This is a genomic window from Burkholderia sp. MS389 (genome assembly GCF_016899425.1).
Lineage (GTDB): Bacteria > Pseudomonadota > Gammaproteobacteria > Burkholderiales > Burkholderiaceae > Burkholderia > Burkholderia sola.
The window spans coordinates 1,014,466-1,032,022 of record NZ_CP045996.1 but is presented as its reverse complement, the minus strand read 5'-3'; the positions used below and the strand labels follow the sequence as shown (position 1 = coordinate 1,032,022).

The window sequence follows — 17,557 nt, the reverse complement described above, 5'->3', positions numbered from 1 at the left end:
GATCGACTCCTGGAAAAGGGAAAGGCCGGACACCGAAGCGTCGCGCCGGCATCGGGTTCGCTCGGCCGCGCTACGGTGCACCGCATTGCCGTCCATACTATTGATCAATCGATAAAACCGGAAGCGAGACGCCGCGCAATCGAGCGTTGCGCGGCACGCAAAAGTGCCGCGCCCGGTGGGGTCAGCCGCGTTTGCCCTGCAGTGTCGGAATCTGCTCGAACAGGCCCGCGAGCCAGTCGACGAACACCTTCAGCTTGACCGGGATGTGGCGATTGGGCGGGTACAGCACCGAAATCGGCCTGGCCGGCGCGTTGAAATCGGTCAGCACCTCGCGAAGCCGGCCCGATTTCAGGTAAGGCTCGACGAGGTACAGCGATGTCTTGATCAGGCCGATGCCGGCGACGCCGCACTCGATGTAGTTGTCCGCGTCGTTGACGGCCACCGTGCCGCACATCTGCACGATGCGCGGCTCGCCGTCGACGACGTAATCCCACGGGCGCGGTCGCCCGGTGTCGGCCGAGATGTGACTGACCGCCACGTGCTGCGCGAGATCGTCGACGGTCTCCGGCTCGCCGCACCGCGCGAAATACGCGGGCGAGCCGCACGTGCAGGTGGTCAGGCTGCCGATCCGCCGCGCGATCATCCCCGAATCGTCGAGCGCGCCGATGCGCACCACGCAGTCGACCCCTTCGCCGACGAGGTCGATCTGCCGGTCGGTCACGCCGAGTTCGATCATGATGTCCGGATGGGCGTCGAGAAACGCCGGCAGCGCGGGCACGACGACCTGCTTCGCCATCGCGGGCGGCAGGTTCACTTTCAGCCGGCCGCGCGGCACGTTGCGGGCCTGCGACACCGACGCCTCCATGTCGTCGATCTCGCGCAGCACCGCGACGGCGCGTTCGTAATACGCCTGGCCGTCCTCGGTCAGCGAGATGCGGCGCGTGGTGCGGTTCAGCAGCCGGCAGCCGAGATGCTGCTCGAGTGCGCTCAGCAGCGCGGACACGCGCGGCGTGGTGAGGCCGGTCGTGTCCGACGCGCGCGTGAAGCTGCCGGTTTCGACGATGCGCGTGAACACGCGCATCGAAAGCAAGGTATCCATCGTCGGAAGTTCTCCCGCCTGTCGGCATGCGGCGCCGGTGCGTGCCGGCGCCGTCTTGTCGTGTATCGGATAGGGCGTGTCGCGCAGCGAATGCGACCGACCGCTACGCGTCGATGCGCTTTCTCAGCGCGTCGCCGGCAAACGGCATTTCGCGCAGGCGCTGGCCGGTCGCGTCGAAGATCGCGTTGGCCAGCGCGCCGGCGGTCGGCCCCATCGACGCCTCGGCCGCGCCGAGAAACGGCGCGCCGGGGCGATTGACCAGATGGACCTTCACGTTCTGCGGCGCGGCCGAGAAGCGCAGGATCGGGTAGCTGCTCCAGTCGAAGCTGCGAATCCGTTCCGTGTCGTACTTCAGCGCCTCGTACAGCGTCCAGCTCGCGGCCTGCACGATGCCGCCCTCGATCTGGTTGCGGATGCCGTCCGGCGACACGATCTGGCCCGCGTCGACGGCGGCTTCCGCGTGTTCGAGCGTCACCTGGCCGGTTTCCGGCACGACCGACACCTCGACCGCGATCGCGACGTAGGCCATCAGGTTCTTGTACTTGCCGAACGCGAAGCCGACGCCGCGGTTGCGCGCGCGCGGCGGCCGCGGCCAGCCGAAGTGCTTCGCGGCGAGCTGGATCACCTGCCGCGCGCGATGGTCTTCCATGTGGCGCAGCCGGAATTCGACCGGATCGACGCCGGCCGCGTGCGCGAGCTCGTCCATGAAGCTTTCGATCGCCCAGACGTTCGTGTGCGCGCCGAGCGAACGCATCGCGGACGTCTGCAGCGGCATCGTCGGCGAGAAGTGGTTGACGATGTGCTGGTTCGGCAGCGCGTACAGCGGGATCGCGTTGCGGTCGCCGCCGCCCTCCGGTTGAAGCATCGGCGTCGACGGCGCGGGCACGAACGGCGGCTCGAGCATGCGCGCGGGCAGCAGCCGGCCCGCGTTGACGATCCGCTCGTTGTGCGAGCTGCTCCACAGCGCATAGTTCCAGTCGACGATGCGGCCGCTCGCGTCGAGCGATGCGCTGACCTCGGTCACCATCGCGGGCGTGAAGTGATCCCACGTGTGTTCCTGTTCGCGCATCCATTGCACGCGAATCGGCTTGCCCGGCATCGCGGCGGCGATCAGCGCCGCATGTGCGGCCACGTCGTCCGCCGCGTTGTGGCCGTAGCAGCCGGAGCCTTCGGTGTGAATGCAGCGAATGTTCGCCTTCGGCATCGACAGCATCTCCGCGAGCGCGTCGCGCAGCGGATAGACGCCCTGCGAGTGGGTCCACACCGTCATCATCCCGTTCTCGAGATGCGCGACCGAGCACGACGGCCCGATCGACCCGTGCAACAGGTAGTTCTTCAGGAACGTCGCGTTCAGCGTCTTCGCGGCCGGCGCGGTGGCCGCGTGCGTGTTCGCGATCTCGATGCGCTGCGTCGAGATCCGCTTCAGGTCCGCGTGCACGGTGCTGCGCTCGGGCAGCTTGCGGCCCGGCGACCACTGGCAGCCGGCGGCGAGCGCGCGCTGCGCGACCACCGCCTGCCACTCGCCCTGCGCGACCACCGCGAGCATGCTGCCGTTGCGCACGATCCGCACGACGCCCGGCAGCTTCAGGATCGCGGCTTCGTCGAACGACAGCAGCTTCGCGTCGTACACCGGCGGCATCACGACGCGCGCGTGCAGCATGCCGGGCAGCTGCATGTCCTGCACGTAGCTGACGCCGCCCGTGACCTTGTTCGGGATGTCGACGCGCGGCAGCGACGTGCCGATCACCGCGAATGTCGCCGGGCTCTTCAGCGGCGACGTGGGCGTCGCGTTGCGGTGCAGGTCGACCGTGCGGATCGCGTCGCCGTAGGTCATCGTGCGGCCGTCGGGCGCCGTGATCACCGCATCGGCGGTCGTCAGCACGCGCGGATCGACGCCGAAGCGTTTCGCCGCGCCTTCGACCAGCAGCGCGCGCACCTGCGCGGTCGCGTTCAGCAGCGCGGAGCCGCTGTCGGCCATCGTATGGCTGCCGGCGGTCAAGCCTTCGTCCGGCGACGCGCCGGTGTCGGCGGTCAGGAACGTGATCAGCGACGGCTTCATGTCGAGTTCCTCGGCGGCCACCTGCAGCAGCGCGGTGCGCACGCCGGTGCCGAGCTCGACCTTGCCGGTGTACACGGTGACCTTGCCGTCGGGCGCGATCTTGACCCATGCATCGAGCAGCGGATTGGTCTTCAGGCTGCCGGCGAGCGCCTGCGTGGCCTTCGCCACGTGCACGGCCGCGCCTTCGTCGGCGATCACCAGCTGCGCGGCCGCGCGCGACGCGGGCGCGAGCGTGAACGCGACGAACAGCGCGCCGGAGACGATGAAGTGCCGGCGGCCTTCGTCGATGTCGTCGTGGGAATTCATCACAGCCCCTTGCTGATCGTGACGGGAGCGGAAGCCGGTTCGGGGGCCGGCAGCCCTGCGACCGAGCGCACCGCCGCGAGAATCCGCATGTGCGTGCCGCAGCGGCACAGGTTCGGTTCCATGTGCGTACGCAGTTCCTGTTCGGTCGGCTTCGGATTGCGTTCGAGCAGCGCCTGCGCGCGCATGATCATCCCGGCGATGCAGTAGCCGCACTGCGCGGCCTGGTGCTCGATGAACGCGCGTTGCAGCGGGCCCGGATGCTCGGCGGTGCCGAGGCTCTCGATGGTGCGCACGCTGCGCGAACCGACCGCGGCCACCGGCATCAGGCACGAGAAGGTCGGCTTGCCGTCGACGATCACGGTGCAGGCGCCGCATTGGCCGAGGCCGCAGCCGAACTTCGCGCCGTGCAGGTGCAGGTCGTTGCGCAGCGCGTACAGCAGCGGCGTGGACGGATCGATGTCCAGCGTGTGCCGCACGCCGTTGACGGTGAGGGTAATCATCGTGCGGTGTCCTCTTTTCTGAGCTTCGCGGCCATCGCGTCGACGCCCGCCCACGTGGGACGATCGGTATAGGTCTCGCGCACGTACGCGGCGAGATCGGCGATCTGCGCGTCGTCGTACTGGTCGATGAACGACGGCATGTAGTTGAGCGTGTCCTCGCCGTGCCAGCCGATGCCGTTGAACATCATCTGGATCGCGTTGCGCGGCGTATCGGCGTTGACCGCCGTGCTGAACGCGAGCGTCGGCCGCTCGCCGATCGACTGCATCGGCGCGGCCGGCCCGTGGCACTGCGCGCACGATGCCTGGAACAGCGTCGCGCCGCGCTGCGCGGCCGGCGTCGTCGCGGTGTGTTCGCCCGCGGCCGTTGCCGCGGCCGCACGCGCGGTCGCCGGCTTCTGGATCGACAGGATGTACGCGGCGATCGCGTCGACGTCCTCCACCGGCACCGTCGCGAGGTCGCGCGTGACCGGCAGCATCGGCCCGGCCGCCGCGCCGTGCTCGCTCGCGCGGCCGGTGCGCAGGTAGGTGACGAGCTGCGCCTGTGTCCAGGGGCGCGCGGCCTGGCCGAGCGCATTGAGCGGCGGCGCTTCCCAGCCGTCGACGATGCCGCCGTCGAATGCACGGCCGCGCTGCTCGCCGCCGATCGCGTTCAGCGGCGAATGGCACGATGCGCAGTGACCGAGCCCGTCGACGAGCATCCTGCCGCGGTTCCATTGCGCGGACTGCGCGGGGTCGGGTTGATACGCGCCTTCGCGCAGGAACAGCACGTTCCAGAACGCGACCAGCGGCCGGAAGTTCAGCGGAAAGATCAGGTCGTTGGCGGGCGCCGTCGCATGTACCGGCTCACGCGTCATCAGGTACGCGTATGCGGCGGCGATGTCGTCGTCCGACATCCGCGTGAAATGAATGTACGGAAACGCCGGGTAGAGCGGCTGGCCGTTGCGGCCGATGCCGGTGCGCAACGCACGGGCGAAGGCGTCGCGCGACCAGCGCCCGATGCCCGTTTCGGCGTCCGGCGTGATGTTGGTCGCGTAGATCGTGCCGAACGGCGTCGCGAGCGGCAAGCCGCCCGCGAACGGCTTGCCGTCCTTCGCGGTGTGGCACACGATGCAGTCGCCGAGCGCGACGACCCGCGCGCCGGCGCGCACCAGTTGCGGATCGAACGAAGCAGGGGCGGGCGGATCGATCGGCGCGATCGACGGCCGCACCATGATGCCGATCGCGACCGCGATGCCCGCGATCGCGATGCCGGCCGCGCCGAACCAGAGTCGTTTGTGCTTCATGTGCGCTCCGCGCGAAGCGGTGCGCCGCACGTCGTGCGCGGCGCCCCCGGGGCGTCGTGCGTCGGCTGGCCGGGCCGCGAACGCGTGGCTGCGCGGCGGTGATTGGCAACTGGATCCACGTTGTCACTCCATCAATCGAAAAGGCGCGCGGGCTGGCCAGCGCGGTCGCTCTTGCAGCCAGTCTACGCAGACGCCCGCGTCATTTCCTGAAACCGGGCTGAAACGTTCTGAACGGGTTCCGGCCCGGTTCGACGGCACCCGGCACGCACGCGCTAGATCCGCAGCAGCCGGCCCGCATTGCCGCCGAGCACCAGCGCGCGCTGGTCGTCGGGCAGGTCCAGCCGGTCGAGAAAACGCACCGGTTGCGCGTAGCCCATGTCGAAGCAATAGTCGCTGCCGAGCACCAGCCGGTCGATGCCGACGTTCTCGATCAGAAAGTTCAGCACCGGCCCCGAGTGGGACACCGTGTCGTAGCTGAAGCGCCGCAGATAGCTGCTCGGCTGTTGCGCGAGCCGGCGCGTTTCCGGCCGGACGGTCCACCCGGCGTCGAGCCGGCCGACGAGGATCGGCAGCGCGCCGCCCGCATGCGGCAGCGTGACGTGCAGCGCCGGATGGCGATCGAGCACGCCGCCGAGTATCAGGTGCGAAGCGGCGATTGCCGTATCGAACGGATTGCCGAGCAGGTTGCTCAGGTAGAAATCGCCGAGGCGCGCGCCGCCGACGGTTTGCTGCGGGTGCAGGAACACCGGCAGCCCGAGTTGCTCGATGCGCGCGAACACCGGCGCGAACCGCGGATCGTCGAGGTCGCGGTGGTCGATGTTCGTGCCCATGTACACGCCGCGCACGCCAGGCAGCGCCGACGCGCGCTCGAGCTCGTCGATCGCATCGGTCGCGTCGAGCATCGGCAGCGTCGCGAGGACGACGAAGCGCGCCGGATGCCGCTGGTGCACGCGTGACGCGGCCGTATTCCATGTGCGCGCCAGTTTCGCGTTGAACGGCCGGTCGCCCCAGTACGCCATCGGCACGCTCAGCGACAGCGCCTGCACGTCGACGCCCGACGCGTCCATGTCCTCGAGCCGCGCGTCGACGTCGATGAATTTCATCGGCAGCGGCCCGAGGCCGCCGGCCGGCGTGCGGAACGTGAACGTCGTGTCGTCGCACGCGAATGCGCCGCCGAACCGCTTGCCTTCGCCGCCGACGAGGTCGCAGAAGCTTTCCGGGTAATAGTGCGCGTGGATGTCGATCGCGCGTGGACGCCGGGCCGGCAGCGTGGCTGCAGCGGCCGAGGCGGGCGCCGGTTGCGCCGCCGCGGCCGGGCGTCCGGCAAGGGCCGCGACGGCAAGCGCGGCGAATGTGCCGAGCATGCGGCGCCGGCCGGTGGGCAGGCAGCAGGGGCAGGTCATCGGATCGTCTCCAGGTCGTGATTGTCGTGTTGTGGCGTGCCGTGGCGCGGCAGGGCGCCGAGTTCGCATGCGACGAGCTGCGCGTCGAACCGCGCGCGTTCGCGTCGCGCGCGGGCCGAGCCGTCGGTGGCCGACACCGCGACGATCGCGACGAACGCGGCGGCCATCGAGAACAGCGCCGGATATTCGTACGGGTAGAGCGCGTGCGCGTGGCCGAGCACCTGTACCCAGACGGTCGGGCTCAGCACGGTGAGCGTGACCGCCGTGACGAGCCCGATCGTGCCGCCGACCACCGCGCCGCGCGTCGTCAGGCCGCGCCAGTAGATCGAGAGCAGCAACACCGGGAAATTCGAGCTGGCGGCGATCGAGAACGTGAGGCTGACGATGAACGCGATGTTCTGCTTCTCGAATGCGATGCCCAGCACGATCGCGAGCACGCCGAGCACCAGCGTCGTCGCGCGTGCGACGCGCATTTCTTCGCGGTCGGTCGCCTGGCCGCGGCGCAGCACGTTCGCATAGAGGTCGTGCGAGATCGCCGACGAGCCGGCGAGCGTCAGCCCGGCGACCACGGCGAGAATCGTCGAGAACGCGACCGCGCAGATGAAGCCGAGGAAAAAGTTGCCGCCGATCGCATGCGCGAGATGGATCGCCACCATGTTCGCGCCGCCGGCCACCGCGCCGGACGCATCGTGATACCGCGGGTCCGCCGCGACGAGCGCGATCGTGCCGAAGCCGATCACGATGATCAATGCATAGCCGGCGCCGACGATGCCGGTTGCATGGAGGATGCTCTTGCGCGCCGCGCCGACGTCGCCGACCGTGAAGAAGCGCATCAGGATGTGCGGCAGGCCGGCCGTGCCGAAGATCAGCGCGAGCCCGAGCGACACCGCGGACACCGGGTCGGACACGAGGCCGCCCGGCCGCATGATGGCCGCGTGCTTCGGATGGACGCGCAGCGCCTGCGCGAACAGTGCGTCGAGGCTGAAGCCGAAGCGGCTCAGCACCATGAACGCCATGAATGCCGCGCCGGCGAGCAGCAGCACGGCCTTGACGATCTGGATCCACGTGGTGGCGAGCATGCCGCCGAAGAACACGTAGACGACCATCAGCACGCCGACGATCACCACCGCGGCCGTGTAGTCGAGCCCGAACAGCAGCTCGACGAGCTTGCCGGCGCCGACCATCTGCGACACGAGATACAGCAGGACGATGACGATCGAGCTCGACGCGGCGAACGCGCGGATCGGCCGTGGCTGCAGCCGGTACGACACGACGTCGGCGAGCGTGTACTTGCCGAGGTTGCGCAACGGCTCCGCGATCAGGAACAGGATGATCGGCCAGCTCGCGAGAAAGCCGACCGAATAGATCAGCCCGTCGTAACCGCTCGTGAACACGAGCGCGGAGATGCCGAGCAGCGATGCGGCCGACATGTAGTCGCCGGCGATCGCCCAGCCGTTCTGCAGCGCGGTGATGCGGCCGCCGGCCGCGTAATGATCGGCGACGCTGCGGTTCTGGCGGGCGGCCCAGCGCGTGATGACGAGCGTCGACGCGACGAACAGCACGAACATGCCGATGGCGACCGGATTGTGCGGGTGCGCGAGCGGCGCGGAGCCCGCCGCGAACGCCGGCGCCGCGGCTGCGCTCGCGGTTGCAGCGAGGAGGATGGCGAAGGTGCGTTTCATTGGCCGCCTCCGTCGCGGATCGACGCGACGAGCGCGTCATGCACCGCATTCGCACGCCGCACGTACAGCGCGACGAGCGCGAACGTCGCGACGAACATGCCGAAGCCGGCCGGGATGCCCCACGTGGTCGGGCGGCCCGGCACGATCGGCCGGCCGAGCCATGCCGGCGAGAACGCCAGCGACAGGATGAACGCGAAGTAAAGCGCGAGCATGACGGCGGTCAGCGACCACGCGAATCGCCGCCTTCGCGTGACGAGATGGCGGAAGCGGGCATCGCGCAGCAGCGGATGCGTGGCCGCGGCGGGCACGTCCTGATCGGGTGCGGGGCCGGCGGCGGCCGGAATCGAACGGTTCACGGTGTCTCCTTGTCGGTATTGGATGGGGCGCGATGCGGCGGGCGCGAGACGTCGTCCATGCGCCCGCCGGCGGTCAGAACCGCGGCGGCACGGCCGTTTCGCGCATCACGACTTCCGCGGTGCGGTAGCGTTCGGCCATCTCGCGTTCGGTGTCGTTCTTCAGTTGCGCCTGCATGTATGCGCCGAGATGGCGCGCGTGTTCCACGATCGCGGCGCCGAACGCGGTGCGCGTTTCGCTGTACGCGTGCAGTGCATCCAGCGGATCGGCATGCGCGGCCAGCGCGCCGACCAGCGCAAGCGCATCGCCCGCGGCCTTCGTGACGCCCATCCCGCAGTGCGGCCGCGCGACGAATGCCGCATCGCCGAGCAGCGCGATGCGGCCGAACGCCATGCGCGGCACCTCGAGGTCGTAGATCGGCTGGAACAGCGGCTGTGCGGCGCGCGACACGACTTCCGCGAACTGCGGCGCGAGCAATGCATGCGCGGCGTCTTCCATGTCGGCGAGCACGTCGCGGCGGATCAGCGTCGGCGGAATGCCGGTCGCCCACAGCTTGCCCGTCGCGTCGGTGAGCAGGTTCGGCAGGTCGGTGTCCTCGCGGGTCGCGCGATACCACACGAAGTTGTAGCGGCGCTCGCCGGGCCGCGTGCTGTTGTGCTGGCCGGCGACCGGGTAGCCGAGGATCTGCTCGCGCGGCGGCAGGCCGAACGCGAACTTGTCGAACAGCGCCGCGTGCGTGCGCTCCGACAGTTCGCGCTCGTCGACGAGGCCGCGCCACGCGACGTAGCCCGCGTACTGCAGGCGCGCGTGCGGCAGGAATCGTTCGCGGATCGCCGAACGGAAGCCGTCGGCCGCGACGACGAGGTCGGCATGCACGACCGACCCGTCGGCCAGCGTGAGCGTGGCGTGCTCGGGCCCGTCCGCGACGTCGGCGACGACGGCCCCCGCGTGATGGTGCTGGTCGGGCAGCGCGGCGCGCAGGACGTGGTACATCTTGCTCCATGCGGTCAGCGTCTGCGGCAGTTGCCGCTCGGATGCGAGCGAGCCGTCCCGCGCGAGCGTGACGCGCGATTCGACGTTCACGCCGATCGATGCGTCGACGCGCACGCCGGCCGCGCGCAGCACGTCGAACAGCTCCGGATGCGTGACGATGCCGGCGCCACGGCCGGACAGCGCGTCGGGCACGCGTTCGAACACGTCCACGTCCCAGCCGTTGCGCAGCAACAGGTTCGCGGCGAACAGCCCGCCCAGCGAGCCGCCGACGATGGCGGCCTTGCGATGCGTCGAATGGATGCTCATGTCAGTCTCCACGGGTAGCGGCGGGCGCTGCGGCGCCGTGCATGTCGAGGCCGGCGACTTCGGCGGCCGGGTAGTTCAGTTCGATCGTCACGCCCGACGGATCCTCGATGAAGACCTGATGCAATCCGAGGCTCGGCACGGTGCGGTCGCGCCACGCGATGTGCTCGGCACGCAGCGTGCGCCACATCGCCTCGACGCCGGTCGCGACGAATGCGATGTGGTCGACGGTGCCGGTGCCCGCGGCCGGCACGGGCTTGTCGCCGAGATACGCGGCGAGCCCGTTCGGGTTGGCCGGATCGATGCCGATCAGGTGGACCGTGCCGTAATCGGCTTCGTCGTCACCGAGGTAGAGCCACGCGCCCGGAAAGTCGAACGGCGGGCGGTAGCCGCGTCTGAAGCCGAGCACGCGTTCGTAGAAGCGGCACGATGCTTCGAGATCGGGCGTGCGGATCGAGTAATGCGCGAGTCGAGATACGGGCATGACGAACCTCTTGTTTATCGAGGGATAAGTTATCGTTCGATAAATTGTAGGTCGAAAACGGCGCAGCGCAAAGCCGTGATCGAGTCGTGTTAACCCTTGGCCCCGGAATCGGGGGCGAATCGGGGATGAACGGGCGCCGATGGCGCCGCGTGTCGCGTTACGACGGAACTTCGCCGGCGACGACTTCGTCCGCGTAGCACCAGATCCAGCGCTCGCCGGGCTCGATCGAGCGGACGAGCCGGTGGCCGGTTTCGCGGAAATGCCGGCTCGCGTGGCGATTCGGCGACGAGTCGCAGCAGCCGACGTGCCCGCAGATCAGGCACATCCGCAAATGCACCCAGCGGCTGCCCGATTTGACGCATTCCTCACAGTAGTCCTTGTCGGTGTCGAACACGCGTGCTTCGTCGAGATGCGTACAGGCGTTGGTCATCTTGCGCTCCGGTGCCGGCGCGGGAGCGACGCTTGCGGCACGGCCGGCGCGAAGCCGCAAGCGGAAGGGGTACGCGGCATTGTGCAGCGTCGCGTTGCGGCCGCACCTTAATTGTCATGAAGCGGCCCGCGCGGCGCGCGGCGACGGCGTACAGTCGCGAATGCGTCCGGCGCGGGCACCGGCCGGGCCGCATTCGACATCGACATCCTCGGGAGGCGCTCATGGATCAACCGCAACACGTGCGGATCGTCGGCCTGCCGCGCAGCAGGGACGCGTATGCGATCCGCGATTTCCTGCAGCGGCGCATGATTGCGTACGACTGGTGCGAGCTGACATCCGACGCCGACTGCGCGCAGGTGCTCGGCATCGCGCCGCTGCACGACATCCGGCTGCCGGTCGTGATCTTTCCGGACGGCTCGCGCCTGTACCAGCCGACCCTGGCCGAAATCGCGGCGCGGCTCGGCTGGGTCGCGCGCCCGCGTTTCGTCGAATACGACGTGTCGATCTACGGCGCGGGGCCGGCCGGGCTGTCGGCGGCGGTCTACGCGGCGTCCGAAGGGCTGCGCGCGGTCGTGATCGAGCGCGGCGCGATCGGCGGGCAGGCCGGCACGAGTTCGCTGATCGAGAACTACATGGGCTTCCCGGACGGCATCCCGGGCGCGGAGCTCGCCGAACGCGCGCGCGAGCAGGCGGTGAAGTTCGGCGTCGAACTGCTGACGATGCGTGAAGGCGTGCATGCGACGTTCGTCGACGGCAAGATCCGCGTCGAGCTCGCCGACGGATCGATCCTGGTCGCGCGCGCGAACATCTGCGCGACCGGCATCGAATATCGCAGCCTCGGGCTGCCGGAGGAGCCGGCGTTTCTCAATGCGGGGTTGTTCTACGGCGCCGGGTCGAGCGAAGCGCCGATGTGCGCGGGCGAGCAGGTGTTCATCGTCGGTGGCGGCAATTCGGCCGGCCAGGCCGCGATGAATTTCGCGCGGCATGCGCGCCAGGTGACGATGCTCGTGCGCGGGGCGTCGCTCGCCGACACGCTGTCGCGCTACCTGATCGACCGGATCGAGCGGACGCCGAACATCGAGGTCCGCTATCGGTCGAGCGTCGCCGCGCTGCACGGCGACGGCTGGCTCGACGCGATCGAGCTTCGCTCGGCCGACGGCACGCGCGAACGGCTGCCGGCCACGCGCCTGTTCGTGTGCATCGGCGGCGCGCCGAATACCGACTGGGCGAAGGACACCGACATCATTCGCAATCCGGACGGTTATCTCGTGACCGGCGGCGACCTGTACGACTGTCCCGCGTTCGAGCGCGTATGGCCGCTCGAGCGGCGGCCGTACCATCTGGAAACCAGCGTGCCGGGATCGTTCGCGGCCGGCGACGTGCGATCGGGATCGGTCAAGCGCGTCGCGTCGGCGGTCGGCGAAGGCGCGATGGCCGTGACCTTCGTGCACCGGTTTCTCGGCGAGGATGCGCATCGGCTCGCGCTCGTGTGACGCGTTCGCCGGCCGTTCGGTCCATTCATCGCGCGTCGGCCTGCGTCGCGTCGCGTAACCCGGCCCGGCCGGCGCGCGCCGGCGGCGTCCATCCGCCGCCCAACGCGCGCACGAGGCTCACCGTCGCGACGGCCAGCGCCTGCCGGCTGTGAATCAGCTGGCGCCGCGCATTCAGCGCATCGCGATCGGCGTCGATCACTTCCAGGTAGCTGACGTAACCGTGCGCGTAACGGCTCAGCGACAGCCGCGCCGCGGCGTCCGTCGCGTGTGCCGCATGGTCGTAGCGCACGATCCGCTCCTTTTGCGCGGCGATGTCGTTGAGCGCGTCCTGCACGTCGCGTAACGCAGCGATCGCGGTCGCGCGATAGTTGGCGTCGGCGACGTCCGTGCCGGCCCGCGCGGCGGCCACCGCCGCGTCGCGCTTGCCGCCGTCGAACAGCGTTAGCGCGACGTTCGCGCCGAGACTCCACAGCGAGCTGTTGCGGTCGAGAAACGAGCGCAGGTCGCGGGTGGCGAAACCGCCGTCGGCGGTCAGCGTCAGCGTCGGCAGCCACGCGGTGCGCGCGATGCCCAGCTCGAGCGACGCCGCGTCGGCGCGCCGGGCCGCCGCGAATACGTCCGGGCGTTGGGCGAGCAACGCGGACGGCAGCCCGGCCGGCACATCCGGCACCTGCACGGGCACGGCGCCCGTGTCGACGTCGAACGCGGTCGGCGACACGCCGGTCAGCACCGCGATGGCGTCGACGAGGTTCTCGCGCAGCCGGCGGCTCTCCGCGAGATCGGCATGCGCGGTATCGAGATCGGCGGACGCGCGCAGTCCGTCGAGATCGCTCGCCGCGCCGGCCCGCACGCGCGCGGCGATCACGTCGAGCGCGGTGCGCCGCAGCCCGATCGCGCGCGTGAGCGTCACGAGATCGTCGTCGACGTAGCGCAGCGTCAGGTAGTCGACGGCCACTTCGGTCGCCACCCGCAAACGCACCGCATCGCGGTCGGCCGCCGCCTGCAGCACGTTCTGTTCGCCGACGTCGGCGTCGCCGCGCAAGCGTCCCCATAGATCGACTTCGTAGCTCGCGGCGACCGGAACCGACCAGTTGTGCATCGTGCGCTTCGGCAGCGCGTTGTCGACCGTGCCGGATACGCGCGTGCGGCTGAACGACGGGTCGACGCGCACGGCCGGCGCCAGCGCGGCCTCGCGCACGCCGAGCAGCGCCTGCGCCTGGTCGACGCGCGCGGCCGCCGCGCGGATGTCGAGGTTGTGCGCGAGCGCGGCGTCGACGAGGCGGCCGAGTTGCGGGTCGCCGAACCACGCAGGCCACGCCGCGAGCGACGGCGCGCGCGCATCGGTCGACGGATCGGCATGGCGGAACCCGTCGCGCCCGACCGGGACGGGCGCGAGCGGCTGCGGCGCGATCGAGCAGGCGGCCAGCAGGCTCGCGGCGAGTACGGCGAAGGCGCGCTTCATCGCGCTGCGCCGCCGGGTTGCAGCGTGACGACGACCGACAGCCCGGGCCGGATGCGCGGCTCCGTCGCGGCCGGGCCGTCCAGCAGGATCTTCACGGGGACGCGCTGCGTGACCTTCGTGAAGTTGCCGGTCGCGTTGTCGGGCGGCAGCAGCGCGAATTGCGCGCCGGTCGCGGGCGACAAGCTGTCGATGCGGCCGCTGAACGCGCGTTCCGGCAGCGCATCGAAGCGCAGTTGCACGGCGTCGCCGGCGCGTACGTGCCGCAACTGCGTCTCGCGGAAATTGGCGACGATCCACGGATGCGGCTCGACCAGCGTGAGCAGCGCCTGGCCGGGCGCGACATGCTCGCCGGTCTCGACGGTCTTCTTGCCGACGTAGCCGTCCGACGGCGCGACGACCGCCGTGTAGCCGAGCTGCAGCAGTGCGTCGCGCAATTCGGCATCGTTCTGGCTCGACGCGGCGTCGGCGGCCTGGGCGGCGGCGAGGGCGCTGCGCCGTTGCGCATCGGCCGCCGCGACGCGCGCGCGGGCGGACTTGCGAGCGGCATCGGCCGCATCGAACTCCTGCTTCGACAAGCCGCGCGGCGTCTCGCGGGTCAGTTCGCGTGCCCGCGCGTAATCGAGTTCGGCTTTTTCGGCATCGGCGTGCGCCGACACGAGCGCCGCGTCCGCCTGCTCGATCAGCGCGTGGGCGCGGCTCGCATCGGCATGCGCCTGCGCGACGCGTGCGCGCTGCGCGGCGACGCGCACGTCGAAGTCGCGCCGGTCGATCTGCACGAGCGCGTCGCCCGCGTGCACGAACTGGTTGTCGTCGACGAGCACGCGCTCGACCGTGCCGGACACGCGCGGCGAGATCACGTGCAGGTGGCCGGTCACGTATGCATCATCGGTGCCGCGATCGCGTGCGTCGAACTCGTACGCGAGCAACGCGACGAGCAGCAGCGCGATCGCGGCGATCGCGACGATGGCCGGCTTGCGGGAACGCGCGGGCACGGCGGGCGACGGCGCGGGTGAGGGTGGGGTCATGATCGGCAAACTCCGTTGTACGGGCAGGATTCGACGCACCGCGTTATGCTTGCGCCAGCTTGACAGGCGGGAGCCGCTCGACGATGAACACGACGTTCGCCACCGGCAGTGCCATGCCGGCGCCGGCCGCAGGGCCGGCCTCCGACATTCCGACGTTTCGGTCGATCGCCGCGATCGCGGCCGTGCTGCTCGGCGCGATCATCGCGACGCTGACGTCGCGCATCACGTCGCTCGGGCTGGCCGACGTTCGTGGCGCGCTGGGCGTCGGCTTCGACGAAGGCGCGTGGATCAACACCGCGTTTACCGCATCGCAGATGTTCGTCGGGCCGCTCGCGATCGCGGCGGCCTTCATGTTCGGCACGCGCCGCGTGCTGGTCGCGGGCGCCGTGGTGTTTCTCGGCGCGGAAACCGTGCTGCCGCTCTGCACGCAATTCGGCGCGTTCATCGTGTGCCAGGCGATCGCGGGGCTCGCGTCCGGCGTGTTCGTGCCGCTGACGATCGGCTTCGTCGTGCGCACGCTGCCGCCGCGGCTGATTCCGTTCGGCATCGCCGCGTATGCGATGAATCTGGAGATGTCGCTGAACCTGTCGGCCACGCTCGAAGGCTGGTACAGCGAACACCTGAGCTGGCGCTGGCTGTTCTGGCAGAACGCGGCGCTGACCGTGCCGTTCATCGCGTGCCTGATGCTGTCGCTCCCCGACGAGCCGATCAAGCGCTTCGCGTCCGGCATCGACGCGCGCGGGATGCTGCTCGGCGCGGGCGGGTTCGCGTGCCTGTGCATCGCGCTCGACCAGGGCGAGCGGCTGTTCTGGCTGCAGTCGCCGCTGATCGTCGCGCTGCTGGCCGCCGGCATCCTGATGATCGCCGCGTTCCTGATCCACGAACTCGCGTCGCCGCGCGCGGGCATCGATCTCGGCTACCTGGCGCGGCCCAATATCGCGCTGCTGATCGTGCTCGTCGGCCTCGTGCGCTTCACCGTGCTCAACACGAGCTTCATCCCGTCGCTGTTCCTGGCCAGCACCTACGGGCTGCGCCCGCTGCAGATCGGCGATACGCTGCGCTGGATCGCGATTCCGCAACTGCTGTTCGCGCCGTGCGTCGCGCTGTTGCTGCAGCGTGTCGACCCGCGCCGGCTGATCGTCGCCGGCTTCGCGATGGTGGCGATTGCGTTCGCGCTCGGCTCGCGGCTCACGCCGGTGTGGGCCGAGCCCGATTTCATTCCGTCGCAATTGCTGCAGGCGCTCGGCCAGACGATGGCGCTCACGTCGGTCATCGTTTTCTTCGGCCGGCACGTGACGGCCGAGCATGCGCTGACGTTCGGCGCGGTCGTGCAGACGACGCGCCTGCTGAGCGGGCAGCTCGGCACGACGTCGATCGCGGTGATTCAGCGGATCAGGGAGGCTACCCATTCGAATCTCGTCGGTCTGCATGTGTCGCTGTCGGATCCGGAAACGCTCGAACGGCTGCGGGCCGGCGCGGCGTCGCTGGTCGCGCATGGCGCCACGTTCGCGACGGGCAACCAGGCGACCTATGCGCTCGTCGATCGCGCGGTGCGCGTGCAGGCCACGACGCTCGCGCTGGCCGACAACTTCCGCGTGGCGATGGCGTTCGCGCTCGCCGGCGCGCTGCTCGGCATCCTGCTGCGCCCGGTGCGGGCGCCGTGAGCGCGGCGCCGCGCGATCTGAAATTTCCTGAAAAGTCCTGAACGGCACGTGTGCGGCGTCCGTCGCGGCGGCATGCGCGCCGCCGCGGCGGACGGCGCGCTTACGCCTGCAGGAACGCGAGCAGCTCGGCGTTGATGCGATCGGCGTTCACGACGCACATCCCGTGCGCGCCGCCCTCGATCACCTTCAGCACCGCGTGCTTGACGATTTTCGACGACAGCCGCGCCGAATCGTCGATCGGCACGATCTGGTCGTCGTCGCCGTGCAGCACGAGCGTCGGCACGTCGAACTTCTTCAGGTCCTCGGTGTAGTCGACTTCGGAGAACTCCTTCACGCACAGATACTGGCCGTGAATGCCGCCCATCATCCCCTGCGACCAGAACGCGTCGATCGTGCCCTGCGACACCTTCGCGTTCGGGCGATTGAAGCCGAAGAACGGCACCGCGAGATCCTTGTAGAACTGCGAACGGTTCTCCGCGACGTTCTTGCGGATGCCGTCGAACACGTCCATCGGCAGGCCGCCCGGATTGGTCGGCGACTTCACCATCTGCGGCGGCACCGCGCCGATCAGCACGGCCTTCGCCACGCGCTTCGTGCCGTGACGGCCGATATAGCGCGCGACTTCGCCGCCGCCGGTGGAGTGGCCGACGAGCGTGGCTTCGCGCACGTCGAGCGCATCGAGCAGCGCGGCGAGATCGTCCGCGTACGTGTTCATGTCGTTGCCGCGCGACGGCTGGCTGGAGCGGCCGTGACCGCGGCGGTCGTGCGCGATCACGCGATAGCCGCGCTGCACGAGGAACAGCATCTGCGCATCCCACGCGTCCGCGCACAGCGGCCAGCCGTGCGAGAACACGACCGGGCGGCCGCTGCCCCAGTCCTTGAAGTAGATCTGCGTGCCGTCCTTGGTGGTGATGGTGTTCATCGTTTGCGCGCCTGCATGGGCTGAAGAGGGGCTGTGGGACGGCGTGCCGGCGGCGGCCGCCATCGCGGGCAGCGCGGCTGCGGCAACGGCCGTCG

The 17,557-nt window shown here is 69.9% G+C and carries 15 protein-coding genes; 2 read left to right on the top strand and 13 right to left on the bottom strand.

The window, feature by feature from the left end:
• Positions 1–181 precede the first annotated feature (181 nt).
• From GJG85_RS34295 to GJG85_RS34250, 10 genes are all read right to left on the bottom strand, one after another.
• Entirely contained in the window at positions 182–1,099 is a 918-nt protein-coding gene (locus GJG85_RS34295; protein ID WP_050014126.1) for a LysR family transcriptional regulator, read from the bottom strand.
• Between the two features lie 103 nt (positions 1,100–1,202).
• On the bottom strand, positions 1,203–3,464 hold the full coding sequence (locus GJG85_RS34290; protein WP_124557085.1) for a molybdopterin cofactor-binding domain-containing protein: 2,262 nt from the start codon (positions 3,462–3,464) through the stop codon (positions 1,203–1,205).
• A complete protein-coding gene (locus GJG85_RS34285; protein WP_050014128.1) occupies positions 3,464–3,964 on the bottom strand; it encodes a (2Fe-2S)-binding protein in 501 nt (166 codons plus the stop codon). The genes GJG85_RS34290 and GJG85_RS34285 overlap by 1 nt, the downstream gene beginning before the upstream one ends.
• Positions 3,961–5,247 (bottom strand): cytochrome c, encoded by a 1,287-nt coding sequence (locus GJG85_RS34280; protein ID WP_204384615.1) that lies wholly within the window; start codon positions 5,245–5,247, stop codon positions 3,961–3,963. Before GJG85_RS34280 ends, GJG85_RS34285 begins: the two co-directional genes overlap by 4 nt.
• Positions 5,248–5,519: 272 nt before the next feature.
• Positions 5,520–6,650, bottom strand: a complete 1,131-nt coding sequence (locus GJG85_RS34275; RefSeq protein ID WP_050014130.1) for an amidohydrolase family protein — start codon at positions 6,648–6,650, stop codon at positions 5,520–5,522.
• Positions 6,647–8,332 carry a cation/acetate symporter ActP gene (gene actP, locus GJG85_RS34270; protein ID WP_204384613.1) on the bottom strand — a complete coding sequence of 562 codons (1,686 nt, stop codon included), beginning with the start codon at positions 8,330–8,332 and terminating at the stop codon, positions 6,647–6,649. The genes GJG85_RS34275 and actP overlap by 4 nt, the downstream gene beginning before the upstream one ends.
• Positions 8,329–8,688: a DUF485 domain-containing protein gene (locus tag GJG85_RS34265; RefSeq protein WP_204384610.1), complete on the bottom strand. Its 360-nt coding sequence runs from the start codon at positions 8,686–8,688 to the stop codon at positions 8,329–8,331. Before GJG85_RS34265 ends, actP begins: the two co-directional genes overlap by 4 nt.
• Positions 8,689–8,761: 73 nt before the next feature.
• Positions 8,762–9,985 (bottom strand): FAD binding domain-containing protein, encoded by a 1,224-nt coding sequence (locus tag GJG85_RS34260; protein ID WP_050014133.1) that lies wholly within the window; start codon positions 9,983–9,985, stop codon positions 8,762–8,764.
• 1 nt (position 9,986) lies between these two features.
• On the bottom strand, positions 9,987–10,466 hold the full coding sequence (locus GJG85_RS34255) for a VOC family protein (RefSeq protein ID WP_089490290.1): 480 nt from the start codon (positions 10,464–10,466) through the stop codon (positions 9,987–9,989).
• A 157-nt stretch (positions 10,467–10,623) separates the two neighbouring features.
• A complete protein-coding gene (locus GJG85_RS34250) occupies positions 10,624–10,896 on the bottom strand; it encodes a UBP-type zinc finger domain-containing protein (RefSeq protein WP_089490291.1) in 273 nt (90 codons plus the stop codon).
• Between the two features lie 221 nt (positions 10,897–11,117).
• Here GJG85_RS34250 and GJG85_RS34245 point away from each other — a divergent pair, with 221 nt between their 5' ends.
• Entirely contained in the window at positions 11,118–12,389 is a 1,272-nt protein-coding gene (locus GJG85_RS34245) for an NAD(P)/FAD-dependent oxidoreductase (RefSeq protein WP_050014136.1), read from the top strand.
• 25 nt (positions 12,390–12,414) lie between these two features.
• Here GJG85_RS34245 and GJG85_RS34240 read toward each other — a convergent pair whose 3' ends face one another.
• Positions 12,415–13,851, bottom strand: coding sequence for an efflux transporter outer membrane subunit (locus GJG85_RS34240; protein WP_089490292.1), 1,437 nt, complete (start codon positions 13,849–13,851; stop codon positions 12,415–12,417).
• Positions 13,848–14,876: an HlyD family secretion protein gene (locus tag GJG85_RS34235; protein WP_050014138.1), complete on the bottom strand. Its 1,029-nt coding sequence runs from the start codon at positions 14,874–14,876 to the stop codon at positions 13,848–13,850. Before GJG85_RS34235 ends, GJG85_RS34240 begins: the two co-directional genes overlap by 4 nt.
• 83 nt (positions 14,877–14,959) lie before the next feature.
• On the opposite strand from GJG85_RS34235, the gene GJG85_RS34230 reads away from it, so the two are divergent.
• Entirely contained in the window at positions 14,960–16,540 is a 1,581-nt protein-coding gene (locus GJG85_RS34230) for an MFS transporter (protein WP_050014139.1), read from the top strand.
• A gap of 100 nt (positions 16,541–16,640) precedes the next feature.
• Here the strand turns inward: GJG85_RS34230 and GJG85_RS34225 are convergent, their stop codons facing one another.
• Positions 16,641–17,462 carry an alpha/beta hydrolase gene (locus tag GJG85_RS34225; protein WP_175978571.1) on the bottom strand — a complete coding sequence of 274 codons (822 nt, stop codon included), beginning with the start codon at positions 17,460–17,462 and terminating at the stop codon, positions 16,641–16,643.
• Positions 17,463–17,557: the final 95 nt, after the last annotated feature.

Bases quoted from the DNA above. Each gene is read 5' to 3' on its own strand.
- GJG85_RS34280 (WP_204384615.1), bottom strand. From the start codon at position 5,247: ATGAAGCACAAACGACTCTGGTTCGGCGCGGCCGGCATCGCGATCGCG.
- GJG85_RS34290 (WP_124557085.1), bottom strand. From the start codon at position 3,464: ATGAATTCCCACGACGACATCGACGAAGGCCGCCGGCACTTCATCGTC.
- GJG85_RS34260 (WP_050014133.1), bottom strand. From the start codon at position 9,985: ATGAGCATCCATTCGACGCATCGCAAGGCCGCCATCGTCGGCGGCTCG.
- GJG85_RS34275 (WP_050014130.1), bottom strand. From the start codon at position 6,650: ATGACCTGCCCCTGCTGCCTGCCCACCGGCCGGCGCCGCATGCTCGGC.
- GJG85_RS34225 (WP_175978571.1), bottom strand. From the start codon at position 17,462: ATGAACACCATCACCACCAAGGACGGCACGCAGATCTACTTCAAGGAC.
- GJG85_RS34235 (WP_050014138.1), bottom strand. From the start codon at position 14,876: ATGACCCCACCCTCACCCGCGCCGTCGCCCGCCGTGCCCGCGCGTTCC.
- GJG85_RS34245 (WP_050014136.1), top strand. From the start codon at position 11,118: ATGGATCAACCGCAACACGTGCGGATCGTCGGCCTGCCGCGCAGCAGG.
- GJG85_RS34295 (WP_050014126.1), bottom strand. From the start codon at position 1,099: ATGGATACCTTGCTTTCGATGCGCGTGTTCACGCGCATCGTCGAAACC.
- GJG85_RS34285 (WP_050014128.1), bottom strand. From the start codon at position 3,964: ATGATTACCCTCACCGTCAACGGCGTGCGGCACACGCTGGACATCGAT.
- actP (WP_204384613.1), bottom strand. From the start codon at position 8,332: ATGAAACGCACCTTCGCCATCCTCCTCGCTGCAACCGCGAGCGCAGCC.
- GJG85_RS34230 (WP_050014139.1), top strand. From the start codon at position 14,960: ATGAACACGACGTTCGCCACCGGCAGTGCCATGCCGGCGCCGGCCGCA.
- GJG85_RS34255 (WP_089490290.1), bottom strand. From the start codon at position 10,466: ATGCCCGTATCTCGACTCGCGCATTACTCGATCCGCACGCCCGATCTC.
- GJG85_RS34240 (WP_089490292.1), bottom strand. From the start codon at position 13,851: ATGAAGCGCGCCTTCGCCGTACTCGCCGCGAGCCTGCTGGCCGCCTGC.
- GJG85_RS34250 (WP_089490291.1), bottom strand. From the start codon at position 10,896: ATGACCAACGCCTGTACGCATCTCGACGAAGCACGCGTGTTCGACACC.